The organism is Enterococcus sp. AMC1086, from assembly GCF_058216575.1.
Genome location: NZ_CM177100.1, coordinates 375,877 through 396,664 on the forward strand (window position 1 = coordinate 375,877; position 20,788 = coordinate 396,664).

A 20,788-nucleotide genomic window follows, 5' to 3' on the forward strand; every position below is an offset into this window, starting at 1 on the left:
AGTTGGATTTGATTATATAATAATGTGAATGTCATGTCAAATAAATTAGTTGTTTTAATTTGTTTTTTGTCTGAAATACAAATCTTTAAGATCTGTTTTTTAATTCTACTAAACATAAATAGAATTAAGAATTCTCATTTAAAGTGGAACTACACTAAAATAATTCTTTGCCTCGGCAAAACGGCCTTTTCAGTGGTATGATAAATAAAGAAAACGAGTTGAGAAAGGAAAATACGTAATGAAAAAAATCATTTTATTTGGAGATAGTATCACAGCCGGATACGGCGAGGAAGCCATCACGCCGATTTTACAAAATCTGATCACTGAAGATCTGGCGTCTCGACATTATGAAGAAGTGATGATCGTAAATGCTGGGATGCCGGGAGATACTACGCAAGACGCAATGAAACGTTTGGAAAAAGAAGTCTTAGCAGAACAAGCTGATATCGTAACGATCTTTTTTGGTGCCAATGACACGAATAGCGACAATCTAGTTTCTTTAGAAAAATACGCAGAAAATATCGAAACAATGATCACTGAAATCGGTAAAGAAAAAGTCGTGTTACTCACACCGCCATATGTAGATTGCGCTAGAAAACCAACGCGGGATGATGATCGGATTCGTGAATATGTAGAACGAGTAAAAGTGATCGGCGCTAAATATGAAATACCTGTCATCGATTTATACAAAGCAATGGTGGTTTACCCTGGCACAGATGAATTTTTACAAGCAGATGGACTACATTTTTCTAAAACGGGTTATGACTTACTCGCTGCCTTGATTGTTCGGGAAATAAAAGGTAGACTGATGACAAAAGAAAATAGTTAGGAAGAAGAAAATGAATAATCATTATTATACAGAAAATCCAGACTTAGCTCATGATTTAGAGCAGTGGTCATTTGAATTAAAAGGAAAGAAGTTTCAGTTTTTAACCGATAGTGGGGTGTTTTCTCGTAATACGGTGGACTTTGGTTCTCGTGTGTTAATTGATGCGTTTGAGTGGGAAGATCTTCCAGAAGGTAAGTTGTTGGATGTCGGCTGCGGTTATGGCCCAATTGGTTTAACGTTAGCTTCATTCAGTGGTAGAACGGTAGAAATGATCGATGTTAATCAGCGAGCGGTGGCTTTAGCGCAAGAAAATGCGAAGAAAAATCATGTTGAAAATGTCGATATCCATACATCAAATATCTACGCTGATACCCATGAACAGCAATACGCTGCAATCATTAGCAATCCACCGATCCGAGCTGGGAAAAAAGTAGTGCATGAAATTTTAAGTGAAGCGCATCCTAGACTACTTGTCGGCGGAACGTTGACTGTTGTGATCCAAAAGAAACAAGGTGCGCCAAGTGCTGAGAAAAAAATGGCTGAAGTTTTTGGAAATGTAGAAATCGTGACAAAAGACAAAGGTTACTATATTTTGAAAAGCGTGAAAGAAGTTTAATAAGAGTAGAAAAAAAGTGAGACAATTAACGAGTTGTTTCGCTTTTTTTTCTGATCAATTGGCTTTTTTCTTAATTATACTATAGAAGAAAGTGATTAAATACGCTTGCTTTTTAGTCAAATGATTCAAACATCTATATTTTCTATAGCAATATCTATATTTTGTTTATTCTTATCTTTTGGTGAAAGCGCTACAATTCTATTGTAGACAATTTGATGAAAGGAGTTGGGTAAATGAAGAAAAAGTCGAAGAGCGAACTTTTCTTTACAAATGTTTGGCGGTACAAAGCATTGATTATAATGGCGATTCCGGCAATGGTTTGGATGATTTTTTTCTTTTATATTCCAGTTTTGACCAACGTAGTAGCTTTTAAGGACTTTCATATTTCACCAGATGGATTTATTGCCAGTTTAAAAACGAGTCCTTGGGTGGGGTTAGATAATTTTAAGTTTTTATTTTCTTCTAATGATGCGTTTTTGATTACTAAAAATACAGTGTTGTACAACGTGACATTTATTGTCTTAAACCTTGTCATTTCTGTATTTTTTGCAATCGTGATGAGTGAATTGCGCAATAAGCGTTTGGTGAAGATCTATCAAACGATGTCTCTTTTGCCGTATTTTTTATCTTGGGTTATTATTGGCTATTTTGTTTATGCCTTTTTAAGTCCGGACAAAGGGATGTTCAATCAGTGGATCGCAGGTCGAGGAGGAACGCCAATCAATTGGTATAGTGAACCAAAATTTTGGCCCTTTATCTTAGTCTTTATTGGTACGTGGAAAGGGATCGGATACAATAGTATCATTTATTTTGCCTCTGTTATGGGGATCGATCCTACTTATTATGAGGCGGCGATGGTGGATGGTGCCAGCAAATGGCAACAAATCAAGAATGTAACGATTCCTCAGTTATTACCGCTTATGACAATTTTGACGATTTTAGCTGTGGGGAATATTTTTAGAGCAGATTTTGGGTTGTTCTATAATGTTCCGAGAAATTCTGGATCGTTGTATCAGGTCACATCTGTTTTGGATACCTATATTTTTAATGGGCTGACGGCTACAGGAGATATCGGGATGACAGCTGCGGCTGGTTTGTATCAGTCAACAGTCGGGTTTGTGTTATTGATGGTTACAAACGGGATCGTTCGTCGCTTTGACAATGATTCGGCATTATTCTAAGGAGGGATGAAAACATTGAAGAAAAAGCCAGTTTCAAAAGTAGCAATTCGTTCGTTTAATAAACCTGTCAATTTATTTTTTAATGTACTAATCGCTGTTTTCGCATTATCCTGTATTTTGCCGTTCTTATTCGTTGTGGCGATCTCGCTGACTAATGAAACAGCACTAGCCACTAATGGATATAGCTTTTGGCCTACGGAATTTAGTTTCTTCGGGTATACCTATTTGTTTGGTCAGATGCAAGATAAAATCTTTCAAGCGTTGTTTGTGACAGTAATAGTGACAGTGGTCGGAACCTTAATCAATAGTACTGCAACGTCGCTTTATGCTTATGTGATTTCAAGATCTAATTTTCCGTTTCGTCGTTTTTTCACTGTCTTTTGTTTGATTACGATGTTATTTTCTCCAGGGATGGTAGCCAATTACATCGTGATGACGAATTTGCTCCAGTTAAAAGATACAATTTGGGCATTGATTTTGCCAATGGCAGTCAGTCCGTTTAATATTATTGTGATGCGAACTTTTTTCAAACGGTCAGTTTCAGATTCGATCATTGAGTCTGCTCGAATCGATGGTGCTTCTGAGATACGGATTTTTATCCAAATCGTGTTGCCTTTGGCAGTTCCAGGTATTGCAACAATTAGTCTGTTTGCGGCTTTGGGTTATTGGAATGATTGGTTTAATGCACTCTTATATATTCAAAAAGATAGTTTAGTTCCACTGCAGTATTTGTTGATGAAGATTCAAAATAATATTCAATATCTAACTCAAAATGCTGGAGCAAGTAATCAATTATCTGGTGGAATGGCAGCGATACCAGGAGAATCTGCTCGTATGGCAATAGTAGTTATTTCAACATTACCAATTGCAATTAGTTATCCATTTTTCCAAAAGTATTTTGTTAAAGGATTGACGATTGGCGGAGTTAAGGAATAGAATATCTAGCTTTACAGTATCGTTTCATAGGTAATTAATTGGATAGGTCGTCTAATTTTCTTATGAACGACGCAATCTGTTTAGCTTTTAAAAATAGGAGGAACTTACAATGAAGACTTGGAAAAAAATAGTCGGTTTGAGTACAGCAGTTGTTCTATTAGGTGTTTTAACAGCATGTGGCGGAGGAAGTAAGGATAAGACGGCTGGAAGTAGTAAAAGTTCGGATGAAAATACGTTATTAATGTATCAAATCGGGGATAAACCTGATAATTATGATGAATTGATGGAAATAGCCAATAAGCAAATCGAAGAAAAAACGGGCGCCAAATTAAATATTCAGTATATCGGATGGGGCGATTATCAAAAAAAGATGAGTGTTATTGTCTCTTCAGGTGAAAATTATGATATTGCCTTTGCCGATAATTATGTACCGAATGCGCAAAAAGGTGCTTTTGCTGATTTGACTGAATTAGCGCCAAAGCTTGCTAAAGATGCGTATGATCAATTGGATGAAGCCTATATCAAAGGGAATCTAGTCGATGGGAAATTGTATGCATTTCCAGTTAATGCTAATGTGTATTCTCAGCAAGTGCTGACATTCAATAAGCAATATCTAGACAAATATGATCTATCGATCGATGATGTGGATTCGTATGAAGATATAGAGAGCATTTTAAAAACATTCCATAAAAAAGAACCAAATATTGCAGCATTTGCAATTGGTCAAGGGTTTAAAGTGCAAGGGGATTATGATTTTCCAATTGGTATAGAGTATCCGTTTGCAGTTGATCTAAATGGTGATACTGATAAAATTATTAATCAGTATGAAAGTAAAGACTTTATGGAATCCTTGAAAACGATGCATAAGTGGTATCAAGCAGGTTACATTCCTTCTGATGCTGCAACAAGTAATACAGAGTATCCTTTAGAAGGAAATACATGGTTCATCCGTCAAGAAACACAAGGTCCATACGATTATGGCGATACGATTTTAAGTAATGCTGCTGGACAAGAATTAGTATCGAAAGCATTCACAAAGCCATTAAAATCAACAGCTCAAGCACAAATGGCCAATTTTGTTGTCTCAAATACTTCAAAAAATAAGGAAAAAGCGGTAGAAGTTTTAGGGCAACTCAATAGTGACCCGGAATTGCTCAACGGATTAGTTTGGGGAATCGAAGGTGAAGCTTGGGAAAAAGTACCTGATAAAGAAGATAAGATCAAGATACTAGAAGGATATAAACCTAAAACGCATTTACCTGCTTGGAATACTGGTAATAACAAGATTTTATACACACAAGATACCATTACTGATGAAATGATCAAAGAACGGGATGAATCAATTGCCAAAGCAGAAGCGTCTCCGATATTAGGATTTAATTTTGTAACCTCAAATGTAAAAACGGAAATGAGTAACATAGCGAACGTTATGAGCCAATATTTGGATGGTTTAAATACAGGAACTGTTGATCCAGAAGAGACTGTTCCTAAAATGAAGGAAGCACTTGATAATGCTGGTTATGAAAAAGTTCTGACTGAAATGCAAAAACAATACGATGACTTTTTGAAAAAATAGAACAGATATACCAACGGGAGCCAAGTGATTCGATGATTCATCGTTTTTACTTGGTTCTTTTATAAAAAAATAATAGCTCATTTAAATGGCGTAGTATATTATGTAGTGTAGTTTTTTATTTGGAATATTCGTAATAGTTATTTATTATACTAAGAGAGAAGCAGAAAGGAAGAGGTAGATGGTTGGAAAAGCGTTAGAAACGTTATTCATTAAGATTTGGGTCATCGTGAAGTTGAATTTATTCTTTTGGCTATTCAGCTGTTGTGGTTTGATTGTAGCAGGTGTTGGACCCGCGCTTAAAACGGTGAATGAATTGTTTGTCAGTCATGAGTTTAACTATAAAGAAATCACGTTGAAGGAAGGGTGGAGCAGTTTTAAACAGAATTTTGTCAGAGGAAATATTCTGTTTTATACGCTGATCTTATTTTTGGCATTGCTCGTATATAATTTGTTTTTATCTGTTCAAATTCAAGGATTGTCCTTTTTGATGATTGATTTTCTTTTAGTTTTTGCCATGATTTATGCTACGGTCACATTTCAATATTCGTTATTATTAGATAGCTATTATGATATTGGCTTAAAGAACTTATTGAAATTAGCTTTTATTTCTACGTTATCTAATTTTACAAATTTATTGAAGATTGCGATTGGCATAAGTCTGATTTTATTTATCACATGGAAATTCAAAGGGTTGATTTTATTCGGTACGTTTTCTATGATTCAAATTTGGAGTTTTATGGCAACTAAGTCATGGCGCCAAACAATCGATCAAAGATTGGAACTTCATGCGTAAAAAGAGACCTTCTTCCATTAATGAAAAAACGTTGCTGAACCGATTGTTGAAAAACTATGCGTTGATTCTGGTTTCTTTGATTTTGATCGGTATGATCAGTATTGGGCTGAACACCTATTGGCAATCGATGGGAAGAGGGAAGATCACAGCCCAAGAAGCTGTTGATATGATCAGTCGATCAATCAATGATAAGAATTTACAGGGAAAAACAATGTTGAATGGTTTGACAGAAAACCAAGAGAAGATCAATAATTTGAATCATTATATGGATACTTCAATTTCAGATTATTTGAATTATTCTTACGATCAACAATTGGAAACGGGGAATTATCTATTTTTACCCAGCCAAGTGAAAAATTTTTATACAATGTATGATAATGTTGAATCGATCATCATGGTATTGAACAATTACGATGACTATTATCTTTCTACAGCGAAAGACAAGAACGGTAAAAAAATTAGTGGCACGCCTCGTTTAGACAATAAGTTTTATTTAGCGTATCCGATTACTAATCCAGTGACCTTAGAAGTATTAGGGAGTTTCTATGTTGAGTTTTCTCAAAAGGATATCGTAGACAGTCTGACTCATTTAACGACATTTGAAGGATTATCTGCGTATGTATTTTCAAGTACAGGTTACCAACTGCTGACTTATATAGAGGAAAAAGACACAGCAGATCAAACGTTAATTCAGCAAAAAATGAACGAAACTTCACTGTTACCGATCCAAAAATTATCAGAAAAAAATATAGTAGAACATTTGCAAACAACGAGTGGATTTGATATTTTAGTAACCGTTTCTAAAGAGATGATTCTGGCCCATGTCTTTTTTGATTTGCGGATTCTAATGCTGGGCGGTTTTGTTTTGATTTTACTACTTTTGTATTTATTGTATCGAACATTTACCAAATATTCTCAGCAAGTGGATATTATTATGGATTCAATGGCTCTCGTTTCTAAAGGAGAGTTGAATACGAGGATCGATGATCAGGAAACGCAATTTGAATTAAAAGAACTCTCAAAAGGCATCAATACGATGTTAGACAATATTGAACAGTATATTGCAGATATTTATAAACTAGAAATCAAACAGCAAGATGCTCATATGAGAGCACTCCAGTCTCAAATCAGCCCACATTTTTTGTATAACACATTAGAGTATATTCGTATGTATGCTTTAAGCGAAGGAAGTGAAGAATTAGCTGATGTGGTGTATGCGTTCTCAACTCTTTTACGAAACAATACGGATCAGGCTAAAACAACGACGTTAGAAAAAGAGCTGAGTTTTTGTGAAAAATATGTGTATTTGTATCAAATGAGGTATCCAGATCGAATCGCTTATCACTTTGAGATCGATGAAGCGTTGAAGGAACTGATTTTGCCTAAATTCTCCATTCAGCCATTGATTGAAAATTATTTTGTTCATGGTATCGATTTTTCTAGAAATGACAATGCGATTAGTGTAAAAGCCCACTTAGTAGATGGACAAGTGCAAATTTTGATACGTGATAATGGTAAAGGTATATCTTTACAAAAATTAACATTAATCCAAGAAAAACTTTGGAGCCAACAAATCGAGTTACATGATTCGATTGGGCTACAAAATGTGAATGAACGACTACGTGCTTACTTTGGTGTATCCTTTTTGATGACCATTAACCCCAATGAAACAAAAGGCATTGCGCTTGAGCTTTCTTTTAATGACCCTAGTTCTTAAAATTAAAATGAATCGATACAAACGTCTAAAATAGCCTTTGTATTATACAATCAACTGTGATGAGTAGTCATGGGAGCAAGGAGCGATAAAATGAAGTATAACGTTTTATTAGTGGATGATGAATATATGATCGTGAATGGTTTAAAAAAAATTATTTCTTGGGAAGCGGAAGGATTCACGATTAAAGGTACAGCGCAAAATGCAAAAGAAGCATTGATGATAATGGAGACCGAGGCGATTGATCTGGTGATTACAGATATCACTATGCCAGAAATGACCGGACTAGAATTTATTGAAGCTGCTCAAAAAGAGGCACGTCAATTTGAATTTATGATTCTTTCTGGTTATCAGAAATTTGATTTCCTAAAAGGAGGTCTGCAGTTAGGAGCAATCAATTATCTGATGAAACCTGTAGATAAATTAGAGCTTCTAAAAAGTGTCAAAAAGGCAAAAAAACGCTTGGATAATCGCAATCAACAGGAAACGAGAAATGACTTATATAGTGAAGTTCTATTGTCACAGTGGGTCAACGGTGAGATTGATAAGGATAGCTACGAAGAGCTAGATCAAGTAGTCAACACAACTGAAAAATCGGATTGGACCGTCCTGTTAATCGAAGTAACCCGAGAGAAAAAAGTCAAAGTCATCAATTGGCTGGAAGAACAACAGCAATCGTTGTTTTTTTCTCGAAATCTAGGGGATAAAAGTCTGTTGGTACATATTTTTAAAGGTGGTAAATATCAATTAAATCAGCTTTTGACGGCTAATCCTTTACAAGGCGACGAAGATGATAGTTGGCTGATAAGTGTTGGTGAGACTGTGAACGATTGGGAAGATGTTCCAGATAGTTACGAAAAAGCGAACCAAACATTACAGCGTTATAAGTTTTATGAAGCAAGTGGCAGTAATGTCTTATACTCCGTCTTTTCAGATGATTTCGATCTGTCAGCGGATATTATCAATTTTAACAAGACATTGATGGTGGGGGATTTTCCCACAATTGAAAAAACGATTGCTGAAATTTTTTCTAAAACACAAAAAATCGGTGCACGTCCAGAAGATGTTCGTCATATCACTTTTATGCTGTTTATGGATATTTATCGCCGGTTCAATCATTTAGATGAAGAGGAATATCAGCAAGTCTTAGATGATATCAATCATTCGTCGAACGTAGATAAGCTACATGAAATTCTATCGACAACAGTCAGACAAATTACTCGGGAAAAAATGACCTACGATTATTCAGAAAATGTCCAAAATGTTATCGATAAAATTCGCTCTGAATACACGAGTGAACTCACATTAAAATGTGTGGCGCAATCACTGCACCTTAATGTGATGTATTTAGGTCAGCTTTTTAAGAAAGAAACAAAGAAAAGCTTTTCTCAATACTTGAACCAGTATCGTATGAAAAAAGCACAAAATCTATTGTTGTATTCTGATGATAATGTTAATGAAATTGCTGACAAAATTGGCTTTAACAATAGCACTTACTTTTCACAAATTTTTAAAAAAATGAACGATTTAACACCAAAAGAATTTCGAGAAAAATATAAACATCAATATGATTCAGTTGAAGAATAGGTACGATGAAGCTATAGTCATCTAAAAAAGTTGAAATGAGCAATTGTAGAGGAAGTAAATAAGAATATCCAAAAAGAAATCACAATATAAAAATTTTTGTGATTTCTTTTTGTATGACTAATTCATCATAGTTATTGTTAAATACTAAATGGAAGTTGCCCTTTTCCATAATTTTTCGGTCTAGGCACAATACCTAAAGTAAAATCGACTGCGCCGCCTTTCATCAACGTTTCATGGTCAAAAAATAATTCTTCATGATAAGAACCGTTATAACGAATATGATCTACAAATTGTTGCTGCTCTTGGTTTGGGCTGGCAGAAATCGTCAAGGTTTCACCACTAGATAGATGGATAACAGCTTTATCAAATAAAGGCATACCAATCACATATTCACCTGAACCTGGACAAACGGGATAAAATCCCAACGAACTAAAAATATACCAACTAGCCATGCTGCCATTATCCTCATCACCAGGGAAACCAGTCGGGCTATCATCGAACTCTTGAATCATCAATTGTTTTAGTAATGGTTGAGCAAATTCTGGTTTTCCAAGATAGTTAAATAGATACGGAAAGTGGAAGCTTGGCTGATTTGAAATCGCCAGTTGTCCAAATTCTATCGCAGCCATTTCGCTCATTTCATGAATTTCAAACCCATATCCAGCAACATTATAAGAAGGTGCCTGATTGCACAAATCAATTAATTTCTCTTGAAATTTTGCATGCCCGCCGAAGGCTTCAATCAATCCTTTAAAATCATGGTAAACTGCAAAGCTACTTTGCCATGCACTTCCTTCCGCATAGTCGCCGCCCCATTGATGGCTGTTAAAGGGTTCTTTGAACGTACCATCCGGTTGTTTTGCGCGCATGAATCCTGTGTTAGGGTCGAAAATGGTTAAATAATTCTTTGCTTGTTTTTCATAGTGTTCAGCTGTAGCTTGTTCATTCAAGGTTTTAGCGACTTGGCTAATACAAAAGTCACTATAACAATAATCCAAGGTATGGTTCACTGACTCATGATAACTGGCTGGGACATAACCATATGTCAGATAATCTTTTGTTCCTTGTCGACCGTAATTAGGATTTTCACTTTGAATGGTTGCGCCTTTTATCATGGCATCTAAAAATTCAGGCATCAAATCTGGGCGGATTTTTTTAACTGCAGCATCAGCAATTACAGCGTCGATCAACGTTCCAGGCATCAAGCCCCGTTCGTCTGGCGAAAGCCATTTAGGCAAATAACCGCTTTCCCGATAACTATTCAAAAAACCTTCCAGCATCTCTGCATATTTATCCTGAGCGATCAATGAGTATAAAGGATAGACCGTTTTATACGTATCCCAAAAACCGTTATTGGTATATAAAAATCCTGGTTTTATTTCTTTTGCTAAAGTATCATAATGAATAATTTTTTCATTAGAATCTTTTTCGTAGAATGTTTGCGGGAATAAAAATGCGCGATACAGATTATGATAAAAGGTTGAACGGCGTTGCTGGTTTTTATCTTGAATATCGATTTTATCTAGATAGTGGGCCCATTGTTTTTCTGCATCTGTGAGATAATCCTCAGGTTGCCAGTGAGAGTCACGAGATAGATTTAATTTAGCCTGTTCCAAACTAATGAAAGAAGTGCCAAACTGAACAACTTGTTCTTCTATATTCCCGAATGAAAAAGTAATGCAATCATTTTCTCCTTCTTTTTCAACAGGTGTTTCAAAAATCAACGGCTGTTGAAAATGCATTGTAAAATAAAAAGAAAAATGATTATCTTCACAACCTGCGTAGTTTATTATAGAGCCGGAAATCGTATGAGCGTCTTCGATAGTAAGTTGGTATTTTCCCGGTAATGACAGTAACAATCCAGCATCTGCTTGTGAGTAATTCGTGGTTAAAACTCCACCATACATACTAGGAATTAGGCGAGTAGTCAATTGATACCGTTGTGCAGTGATTTCTAAATAACTAGGATTAAAAACGCTCTCATTTGGTCGGTAAGAAGACTGAGCATGGAATACGGTTGATTCTTTTAGCGTCCCGTTATAAGGCAACATCACTAAATAACTGAAATCTCCCATCCAAGGACTAGGCTGATGGGTCAAACGGAAACCCTGAAACACTCGATCACGAGGATTGAACCACCAACTTCCGTTGTCTCCGTTGGTCTGAGGTGCAAAGTAATTCATGCCAAAAGGTACACCGGTATAAGGTAAGCAATTACCATTTGAAAAAGAATGTTGATTATCGGTACCGTGTCTTGTGTCGATCAATGTTGAGTTCATCTATCAATTCTCCTTTGTTGAGTTTCGAATAATTTGTTTTATTGGAACTTGCTGATCTGTTGGTATCACTTTGTTTTCGATCCATTCAATCAACATTGTACCTGCAAGATTGCCCATCCCTTTGAAATCTTGAGCAATCGTTGTTAGTGACGGATCAATCAGTGAAGCAGCTTGAATGTTATCAAAGCCGATAACGGATAATTGATTTGGTATATCCAAATCAGAACGTTTGGCTTGATTTATTAGAGCAATTGCGACTAAATCATTTTCGCAGACAACTCCAGTGATTTCATTGTCCTGCAGATAATCAATGATCGCATCATCTAAAAAAGCTTTTTTATCTGTTAAAGCCGTATGGAAAGATAAGTGTTGCTCTTTTGTTGCGTGAATATAGCCTAAATAACGCTGTCTGACAGATTGAGGTAAAGTCGGTTCTCCAAAAATATAAGCAATTCGCTTATGACCTAAATCAGCCAAATAAGTTGTAGCCATTGCACCACCTGAAAAGTTATCTGATTGGACAGTGGGATAAGGTAGATCGTGTATTTTTTTATCTAAGATGATGACTGGAAATTGCTGGATCGATAGCTCAAATAAAGTATCTAAAAAGTCTTCAGTATTATGTGCGTAATAAATCATACCATCAAAGTCTTCGATGATATCAGCAGCTTGTTTATTGATCAAAAATTCAGCAGATGACATAATCACTTCGTAATGATGTTTGCTTGTTATTGGTGCCAGACCTTCGTTGAAATTGCCAAGAGAAAGATCGTTGACAAATGGAATTAAAAATAAGATGCGCGAAACGTGTCTCTTCTTTACTTTGCGCTTTTGCACATAACTTCCTTTTCCTTGAATACGATAAATCAATCCTTGATTTTCAAGCTCTGTCAAGGCTCGTTTAGACGTGATACGGCTGACATTATAGGTTTGAGATAGTTCCTTTTCTGTGGGAAGTTGTGCATTTTCTTGTAATTGTCCAGTTTTGATAGCGTGTAACAAATCATCTGTGATTTTTTTATATAAAGGTTTAGACATAGTTATTCTCCTAAATGTGAAATGATATATCATTAAGAAGAGTGTAACATAGAAAGAAAAAGAGTTCAATTCAAAAATGTTTAATAAAACAGTAGACAAAACGCTTTCATTAGCATATAATTTCGTTGTGAAATGATATATCAACTATTTTGGAGGTAATGATGACTTATAAAGAAATACCAAACTCAGTGCAAGATTTTATGGATAAAATTACACAACTCTGTGGAGATGAACATGCTGGATGGGCTGAAAATTTTAATGCGGCTTTTGCTAACACATTAACTACAACTGTAGAAAAACAAACAGATGGTACGACATTTTTATTAACAGGTGATATTCCAGCGATGTGGTTGAGAGATTCGACTGCCCAAGTTCGCCCATATTTAGTGATTGCAAAAGAAGACGAGGAGCTCAGAGATATGATCTGTGGCTTGGTTCAACGACAATTTTTCTATATCACGATCGATCCTTATGCTAATGCATTCAATGAAACACCAAACAGTGCGGGGCATCAAACAGATCATACAGCGATGGATCCGTGGATTTGGGAGAGAAAATATGAAATTGATTCATTATGCTATCCCGTTCAATTAGCCTATTTATTATTTAAAAATACCGGGTGCACGAAGCAATTTGACGAAAACTTTGTTGAAGGTGTGAAAAAGATTCTGACGGTATTTAAAACAGAGCAGGAACATCAAAATTCGCCTTATACATTTGAACGAGACACAACACGAGTGGAAGATACACTACCAAACAAAGGACGAGGAACTGAAGTTAGCAAAACAGGAATGACTTGGTCAGGTTTTCGTCCGAGCGACGATGCGTGCCGTTACGGTTATTTAGTCCCATCAAATATGTTTGCAGTGGTCATTTTAGACTATATTGAAGAAATCTTTACGGAAGTATTCGCAGATTCAGAAGTGGTAAAACAGGCTGCTTCTCTAAGAAAAGAAATCGATGCTGGAATTCAAAAATACGGAAAAACGGATAATCAAAGTGGAGAAACAGTGTACGCATACGAGGTAGATGGATTAGGGCACGCCAGCATTATGGATGATAGTAATATTCCTAACTTACTTTCAGCCCCTTATTTAGGGTATACAACAATCGACGATTCGATGTATCAAACAACGCGCAAGACGGTTTTAAGTAAAGAGAATCCTTATTTTTACGAGGGTAAATGTGCGAAAGGAATTGGTAGTTCTCATACTCCAGAAAATTATATTTGGCCGATTGCCCTTGCAATGGAAGGGATGACGACGAAAGACAAGACAGAAAAAGAAAGAATTTTGAATTCTTTAGTTGCAAATGATGGTGGTACTCATTTAATGCACGAAGGATTCGATGTAGATAATCCTGCAAACTATACGCGTGAATGGTTCTCATGGGCAAATATGATGTTTTGTGAGTTAGTGATGGATTATTTTGACATTCGAGTTGCGCGATAAAAATAAGGAAATGGAGCAGAAAATCATGAAAAAAAAAGTTTATATCATTTCGCATTCTCACTGGGATCGTGAGTGGTACATGCCGTATGAACAGCACCATATGCGTTTAGTCGAGTTAATGGATGATGTGTTGGATCTTGCAGAACATGACCCAGACTTTGATAGTTTTCACTTAGATGGTCAAACAATTATTTTAGATGATTATGTGCAAGTTAGACCAGAGCAGAAAGCTGCGCTTCAAAAAGCTATCACGGATGGAAAACTTCGAATTGGTCCATTTTACATTTTACAAGATGACTTTTTAATTAGTTCAGAATCGAATGTCAGAAACATGCTGATTGGAAAAAAAGAAAGCGAAAAGTGGGGGCCTGCGGTCAAGTTAGGTTATTTCCCTGACACCTTTGGTAATATGGGCCAAACACCGCAAATGATGAAGCAAGCAGGTTTAGAGGCAGCAGCTTTTGGTAGAGGGGTAAAACCAGTTGGCTTCAATAATGAAGTATTAGATGACGAAAATTATACATCCCAATATTCAGAAATGTGGTGGGAAGGACCAGATGGAAGTACAGTTTTAGGTTTGCTATTTGCGAATTGGTACAGTAATGGCAATGAGATCCCAGCAGAAAAAGAAGCAGCTTTACAATTTTGGACGCAGAAGTTAGCAGAAGTTGAAAAATTTGCTTCTACCGATCATTTATTGATGATGAATGGTGTAGATCATCAACCAGTCCAAAAAGATATTACAAAAGCAATCGCTTTGGCGAATGAACTGTTTCCAGGCTATGAATTCATTCACTCGAATTTTGATGAATACTTGACTCAGATGGGACAAGATTTACCAGAAAAAGTTGGAACAGTTCATGGTGAATTGACAAGTCAAGAGACGGATGGATGGTATACTCTAGCCAATACAGCTTCAGCAAGAGTTTATTTAAAACAATGGAACACGAAAGTAGAACGACAATTAGAAAATGTGACAGAACCACTTGCTGCAATGGCGTATGATCTAACGAAAGCGTATCCTCATGATCAGCTAGATTATGCTTGGAAAATGCTATTGCAAAATCATCCTCATGATAGTATTTGTGGGTGTTCTGTGGATGAAGTGCATCGTGAAATGATTCCGCGGTTTGAAAAAGCAAATGAAGTTGGAAAGTTTTTAGCTGAAGAAGCACTGATGCATTTGACTGAGGCTGTCAATACAGAAAAATGTTCAAAAAATAGTTATCCATTCGTGGTATTTAACACATCTGGCTATCAAAAATCAGAAATTGTAAAAATAAAAGTAGAAATTGCGAGAAAACCATTTAAAAATGGGATTCCACATGAATTGTGGAGGGAGCTTGCTGAAAGTGATACGCCGATATTTGAAGTGGTTGGCTCTGATGGGCAGATAATACCAGCTATGATTTCAAAACCTGAAGTTAGTTTTGGCTATGATTTACCAAAGGATCGTTTTAGAATACCGTACATGGCTAAATATGTTGAAGTCGAGATGGCAATAAATAATATACCCGCTTTTTCATGGGAGACTTTTGCATTACAAGAGGCAAAAACGCAAATAAAAGAATCCGCTTCAATGATTAAAGATACAGAAAAATATGTATTGGAAAACAACTGTTTGATTGTCACGATCAATGAAGACGGCACTATAAACGTACTAGATAAATCTTCAGATAGAGAATATAACAAGTTATTGACGATCGAAGATACAGGTGACATCGGAAACGAGTACATTTTTAAACAACCAGAAGGTGCGAAGCCGATGATGTCTAGTGATCTCCCAGCAGAAATTTCTATTGTTAAAAATGAATCATTTGTGGCACAAATCAGAATCATTCAACGCATTCTGATACCAGAAGCAGCAGAAGATTTATTGGAACAAGAACAAAAAGCTGTAATTGATTTCCGTTATCGAGTATCAGGTCGCTCATCAAAAATGAAAGAACTGACAATCGAAACACTATTAACAATGGAAAAAGACTCTGCACGTTTAGGATTTGAAACGACGTTCGATAATCAAATGAAAGATCATCGCCTACGAATGTTATTTCCAACAGGAATTAAAACAGATACACACGAAGCGGATAGTATTTATGAAGTAGTGACAAGACCTAATCAAGTCAGTAAAAGTTGGGAAAATCCGACCAATCCACAACATCAGCATGCATTTGTCAATATTCATGATGAAAAATCAGGAATGACCGTTTCAAATTTTGGTTTAAATGAATACGAAATTTTACCTGAAAATAATACAATCGCTTTAACGCTTTTAAGAGCTGTTGGAGAAATGGGAGACTGGGGTTACTTCCCAACACCAGAGGCACAATGTTTAGGTCAGCATACTTTTTGTTATGGTGTTGATTTTCATGGAGAAGCAGCAGCTCGCTACGCGACTTATCAACGAGCATATGCTGCCCAAATTCCTTTTAGCGTGAGACAAACAACAAGGCATGGCGGGCAATTAAAGATGAAAGATACTTATTTAACGGTTGAAGGGGATACTTTTGCTGTGACCGCAGTGAAAAACAGTGAAGATGATCACACACTTGTTGTCAGAGGATTTAATATGAGCAAAGATCAATGTAACCTGGAGGTAAGCAAAAATAATAGTGAAGAGCCCTATTTATTGAATTTACTAGAAGAAAGACAATCTGGAAAAGTAGTGCAAACACTGAATGCCTATGAAATTCGTACAATTGGGTTTGATCGATAAAAAGGAGCGTTGATTTTGATGGAGTATTATGGATCAATCGAAGCTGGCGGCACAAAATTTGTTTGTGCAGTAGCGGATGAAGCACTGAATATCGTTGAACGAGTTAGCTTGCCTACACAATTTCCAGAAGCAACATTAGATCAAGTTTTTGATTTTTTTGATGGGTACAAATTAAAATCTCTTGGGGTAGGTTCTTTTGGACCAATCGATATCAATCAGAAATCGAGTACGTATGGTCACGTTACATCTACACCTAAAGTAGGCTGGAGAAATGTGGATTTTTTAGGTGCATTAAAAGAGCGTTACGATATCCCGATAGCTTGGACGACGGACGTAAATGCGGCAGCTTATGGTGAGATGCATTTAGGCGCGGGAAAAGAAACTCAAAACTGTATTTATTTGACTGTAGGGACAGGCATTGGTGGTGGAGCTGTTGTGAATGGTCATGTTTTGCATGGCTTTAGCCATCCAGAAATGGGACATATTTCAGTTCAACGCTATCCGAATGATAGGATAGAAAGTTCTTGTCCTTATCATGATAACTGTTTAGAAGGGTTGGCTGCTGGACCTGCTCTAGAAAAAAGAACTGGAATGAAGGGGCAACAATTAGAGCCAGATCACGAAGTTTGGACGATCGAAGCTTTTTATATAGCGCAGGCCTTGATGAATTACAGTTTAACACTTTCGCCAGAGAAAATTATTTTAGGTGGCGGTGTGATGAAGCAAACGCATCTTCTTGCGAAAGTTCGCGAATCATTAAAAGAACAATTAGGCGATTATAGCACTCTGCCTAGGTTAGAGGAATATATCGTTGGTTGTGATTTAGGGGATAATAGCGGAACGATGGGCTGTTTATTATTAGCGAAAGAGCAAAAAAATAGAATGAAACAAACCAATGAGGTTGGAGCCGAAGTATCTAACTTTAAAAATTAAGGTTTGTTTCTCATTGTGTATATAGGTATAGATAGGTTGGGGCAGAAGCGTTTAACTTCGAGAAATAAAAGGGCGTTCTTCTGCTCCCACTATTTATTCGGTTTTCTTAAGGCAAGGATATTACTCGTAGAGTTATGTCCTGGCCTTTCGTATTTTTTATTAAATTATGCATAAGACCTATACTTTTTGATATAAATGCTATAGTTTCTTTATTTATAAGGAATAAAGAAAACGCTAACATTTTACATAAGAATGAATAATGCTGGAATTTAAGCAAAATGATTAAAGGAGGTTCATTCATTGAAAAGAAAAATGTGGAAAAGTGTATTTTATTGTTCAACTGCTATGCTTGCTCTTTCGATAGGAGCAAATCTGACGTTTATGCCAAATGCTTATGCAGAGCCATCTGAAACAAGGCGGGGTAATGATAAGGCCATTCCAATATTTGATAATGTACCAGAGTCTACCGCCCTATTTCCTGAAACGTTAGTCAATTGGCGCTTCGAATCTGACCCTGATGCACCGTTCAATGTTTCGAAAGTTCCTTTAGTTAAACGAGTGCATGGAGAAAAAATGAACCCAAATCAAAGTATCGATGCAAAGGTTTTATCAATCGCAATCGTAAACCAGCATACAAAAGGCACACCGTCACAAGGAGGAACAGATAAAGCTATTTACAATTTTACCAATTGGCAATATATCGATACATTAGTTGCATGGGCAGGTTCTTCTGGTGAAGGGATTATTGTTCCTCCGAGCGGAGATGTGACTGATTCGGCACATAGAAATGGTGTCCCAGTGGTTGGAACAGTATTTTTTCCGCCAGAAGCATACGGTGGCAAACGAGAATGGGTAGAACAATTTGTACAAAAAGATCAGCAGGGGAATTTTCCAATGGCGGATAAGTTACTTGAGATGTCTACAGCATACGGGTTTGATGGCTGGTTCATTAATCAAGAAACTAATGTGGATGCACAAACCGCAAGTAGTATGAAAGAACTTCTAAGCTACTTACAGACTCATAAACCGCAAAATCAGCAAATCATTTGGTATGATTCCATGGTGGCGAGTGGTTCTGTAAATTGGCAAGGAGCATTGAATAGCAAAAATCAAGATTATTTCCAAAATGAAGGGAAACGTGTCTCTGACAAGATGTTTATCGATTTTAGGTGGCAAGAACTCAAATCATCTAGGGAAAAAGCAATTCAATTAAAACGTGATCCATACGACCTTTTTGCTGGAATTGATGTGCAGGCCAATGGAATAAATAGTAGTCGCAAACCAAGTAGTGCTTTAGGAGAAAATGGTCAGCCGCTTATTTCTTTAGGACTTTATTGTCCTGATTGGACATTGCGAGATGGTGGGAAATACGATATTGACCGTTATTGGGAAAATGAAAAACTACTTTGGATAAATCCTCAAGGAGATCCTCGTGCGGTGAAAAGTCCGAATAATCAATGGCAAGGAGTGTCGCGCTACTATGTAGAAAAAACGCCCGTCACAAGTCTACCGTTTCTAACAAATTTCAACGTAGGAAATGGCGATGCTTTTTACAAAAATGGGACAAAAGTCAAAGAGGGAACCTTTAATAATCGAAGTGTTCAAGACGTTATGCCAACTTATCGCTGGGTCATTGACAATGAGACGGGTAACCAGTTAGAAGCTTCAATTAGTTATAAAGACGCTTTTAATGGTGGTTCTTCAATCCAATTATCCGGTCCTATGACAGCGGGGCAGCAAACCTTTATCAAACTATATGCTTCCAAGATCCAAGCGGATGCTTCAGAAGTAGCGACTATTGTGACGAAAGGTGCAGACGAAACATTCTTAGTTTTAGAGATAGAAGGAAACGACAAACCTTTGATCATAAACGGAACGCAACAGCCGTTAGAAAACGGCTGGGTCCAAACGACCTATTCCCTAAAATCAGCACAGGATCAAACGGTTACAGCGATTGGATTAAAGGTGAAGAATACTCAGACAAAATTTACTTCGATTTATTTAGGCCAATTACTTATGGGCGAAGAAGAAACGAAGCCTGTCAGTGAAATCACGAACCTTACGTTTGCTGGAAAAACAATTGTGGATGATCTGACTGAAAGTATTCGGATGAGTTGGGATGTAACAGGAGAAGATGCTGCTTCATACCGTATATATCGAAAAGTCGATGGTCAGCTGCAATTTGAAGGTGAAACATCAAATACTTCTTATACATTATTGAATCAAAAACGGATCGGAAATACAGCGAACTATCAAGTATTTCCAGTTGATGATCATGGTTTGGAGCAACAAAGAGGGGCCGAGGCGGTTTATACGTTTGAAGCATTGAAAAAGCCAGAAATAACAATCAATGCGAGCAAAACATTGATTTCAGTAGGTGAAAAGATTACATTGTCCGCCGATGTTTCAAAATCTACAAATAAAGTCAGTTGGGAAGTCTTAGGAGCGACACCGCAAGTCTCAGAAGGTAAAGAGATAACCTTGTTTTTTGATAAACCAGGTGTATATACAGTGAAAGCAACTGCGACAAATGCTTCAGGTGAAACAGAGAGCGTCAAAGAAAACTATCTCCATGTTTATGATCAAAATGCCGGAATTAAAATAGAAAACCTTTCTATTTTACCAGAAACGACTGCAACACAAGGTTCTGGCTATACAAATGATCGTGAAAGTTACCGTTTTGCTTTGGATGGGAATTTAAATACGAAATGGTGTGATAATAGTAGCGACAAGCCTTGGATGATCGCGGATCTTGGAGCGGTAAAAACAATTTCTGGTTTTGAGCTTTTTAATGCCGGTGCTGGAGGAGAAAGTTCAGATTGGAATACTAGAGACTACGATATTTCTGTAAGCCTTGATGGAAATAATTGGACAGACGTTGTTCAGCATCGAGGGAATACAGCAGATAGTAGTAAAGATGCGATTAGTTTGGTTGAAGCAAGGTATGTCAAACTTTCTCTGGAAAAAGCAGAACAAAATGGAAAAATAGCTAGAATTTACGATTGGCAGATTATTGGCGTCAATCAAACGGGAATTATCAACCCATAAATAAGGCGTTGAGCTAAACAAAAAAGACAGAGCGGATCGTTAGAAATTCGTTCTGCCTTTTTGTATTGGAAAGTGTGTTGAGGTTTAGAAA

The 20,788-nt window shown here is 36.7% G+C and carries 14 protein-coding genes; 12 read left to right on the forward strand and 2 right to left on the reverse strand.

Annotation, left to right across the window (positions count from 1 at the left end):
- Window positions 1-238 precede the first annotated feature (238 nt).
- From AC4BC4_RS01880 to AC4BC4_RS01915, 8 genes are all read left to right on the forward strand, one after another.
- Window positions 239-829: a GDSL-type esterase/lipase family protein gene (locus tag AC4BC4_RS01880; RefSeq protein ID WP_490476601.1), complete on the forward strand. Its 591-nt coding sequence runs from the start codon at window positions 239-241 to the stop codon at window positions 827-829.
- Between the two features lie 10 nt (window positions 830-839).
- Window positions 840-1,445 carry a class I SAM-dependent methyltransferase gene (locus tag AC4BC4_RS01885; protein WP_490476602.1) on the forward strand — a complete coding sequence of 202 codons (606 nt, stop codon included), beginning with the start codon at window positions 840-842 and terminating at the stop codon, window positions 1,443-1,445.
- A 233-nt stretch (window positions 1,446-1,678) separates the two neighbouring features.
- Window positions 1,679-2,626 carry an ABC transporter permease gene (locus AC4BC4_RS01890; RefSeq protein WP_490476603.1) on the forward strand — a complete coding sequence of 316 codons (948 nt, stop codon included), beginning with the start codon at window positions 1,679-1,681 and terminating at the stop codon, window positions 2,624-2,626.
- A 15-nt stretch (window positions 2,627-2,641) separates the two neighbouring features.
- On the forward strand, window positions 2,642-3,562 hold the full coding sequence (locus tag AC4BC4_RS01895) for a carbohydrate ABC transporter permease (protein ID WP_438758838.1): 921 nt from the start codon (window positions 2,642-2,644) through the stop codon (window positions 3,560-3,562).
- A 109-nt stretch (window positions 3,563-3,671) separates the two neighbouring features.
- The gene (locus AC4BC4_RS01900; protein ID WP_438757475.1) at window positions 3,672-5,138 is read left to right on the forward strand and encodes an ABC transporter substrate-binding protein; all 1,467 of its coding nucleotides are present in this window, start codon (window positions 3,672-3,674) and stop codon (window positions 5,136-5,138) included.
- 178 nt (window positions 5,139-5,316) lie between these two features.
- A complete protein-coding gene (locus AC4BC4_RS01905) occupies window positions 5,317-5,931 on the forward strand; it encodes a YesL family protein (protein ID WP_438757474.1) in 615 nt (204 codons plus the stop codon).
- Window positions 5,924-7,648, forward strand: coding sequence for a sensor histidine kinase (locus AC4BC4_RS01910; protein WP_490476604.1), 1,725 nt, complete (start codon window positions 5,924-5,926; stop codon window positions 7,646-7,648). The genes AC4BC4_RS01905 and AC4BC4_RS01910 overlap by 8 nt, the downstream gene beginning before the upstream one ends.
- 90 nt (window positions 7,649-7,738) lie before the next feature.
- Complete coding sequence (locus AC4BC4_RS01915) at window positions 7,739-9,232, forward strand: response regulator transcription factor (RefSeq protein WP_438757472.1); 1,494 nt, start codon at window positions 7,739-7,741, stop codon at window positions 9,230-9,232.
- 137 nt (window positions 9,233-9,369) lie between these two features.
- Here AC4BC4_RS01915 and AC4BC4_RS01920 read toward each other — a convergent pair whose 3' ends face one another.
- On the reverse strand, window positions 9,370-11,511 hold the full coding sequence (locus tag AC4BC4_RS01920; protein WP_490476605.1) for a GH92 family glycosyl hydrolase: 2,142 nt from the start codon (window positions 11,509-11,511) through the stop codon (window positions 9,370-9,372).
- Between the two features lie 3 nt (window positions 11,512-11,514).
- Window positions 11,515-12,549, reverse strand: a complete 1,035-nt coding sequence (locus tag AC4BC4_RS01925) for a GntR family transcriptional regulator (RefSeq protein WP_438757470.1) — start codon at window positions 12,547-12,549, stop codon at window positions 11,515-11,517.
- Window positions 12,550-12,710: 161 nt separating this feature from the next.
- Here AC4BC4_RS01925 and AC4BC4_RS01930 point away from each other — a divergent pair, with 161 nt between their 5' ends.
- The 4 genes from AC4BC4_RS01930 (at window position 12,711) to AC4BC4_RS01945 (ending at window position 20,697) form a co-directional block, all read left to right on the forward strand.
- Window positions 12,711-14,000, forward strand: coding sequence for a glycoside hydrolase family 125 protein (locus AC4BC4_RS01930; protein ID WP_490476606.1), 1,290 nt, complete (start codon window positions 12,711-12,713; stop codon window positions 13,998-14,000).
- 25 nt (window positions 14,001-14,025) lie between these two features.
- A complete protein-coding gene (locus AC4BC4_RS01935) occupies window positions 14,026-16,716 on the forward strand; it encodes an alpha-mannosidase (RefSeq protein ID WP_490476607.1) in 2,691 nt (896 codons plus the stop codon).
- Between the two features lie 18 nt (window positions 16,717-16,734).
- Entirely contained in the window at window positions 16,735-17,649 is a 915-nt protein-coding gene (locus AC4BC4_RS01940; RefSeq protein ID WP_438757467.1) for an ROK family protein, read from the forward strand.
- Between the two features lie 300 nt (window positions 17,650-17,949).
- Window positions 17,950-20,697, forward strand: coding sequence for an endo-beta-N-acetylglucosaminidase (locus AC4BC4_RS01945; protein ID WP_490476608.1), 2,748 nt, complete (start codon window positions 17,950-17,952; stop codon window positions 20,695-20,697).
- Window positions 20,698-20,788: the final 91 nt, after the last annotated feature.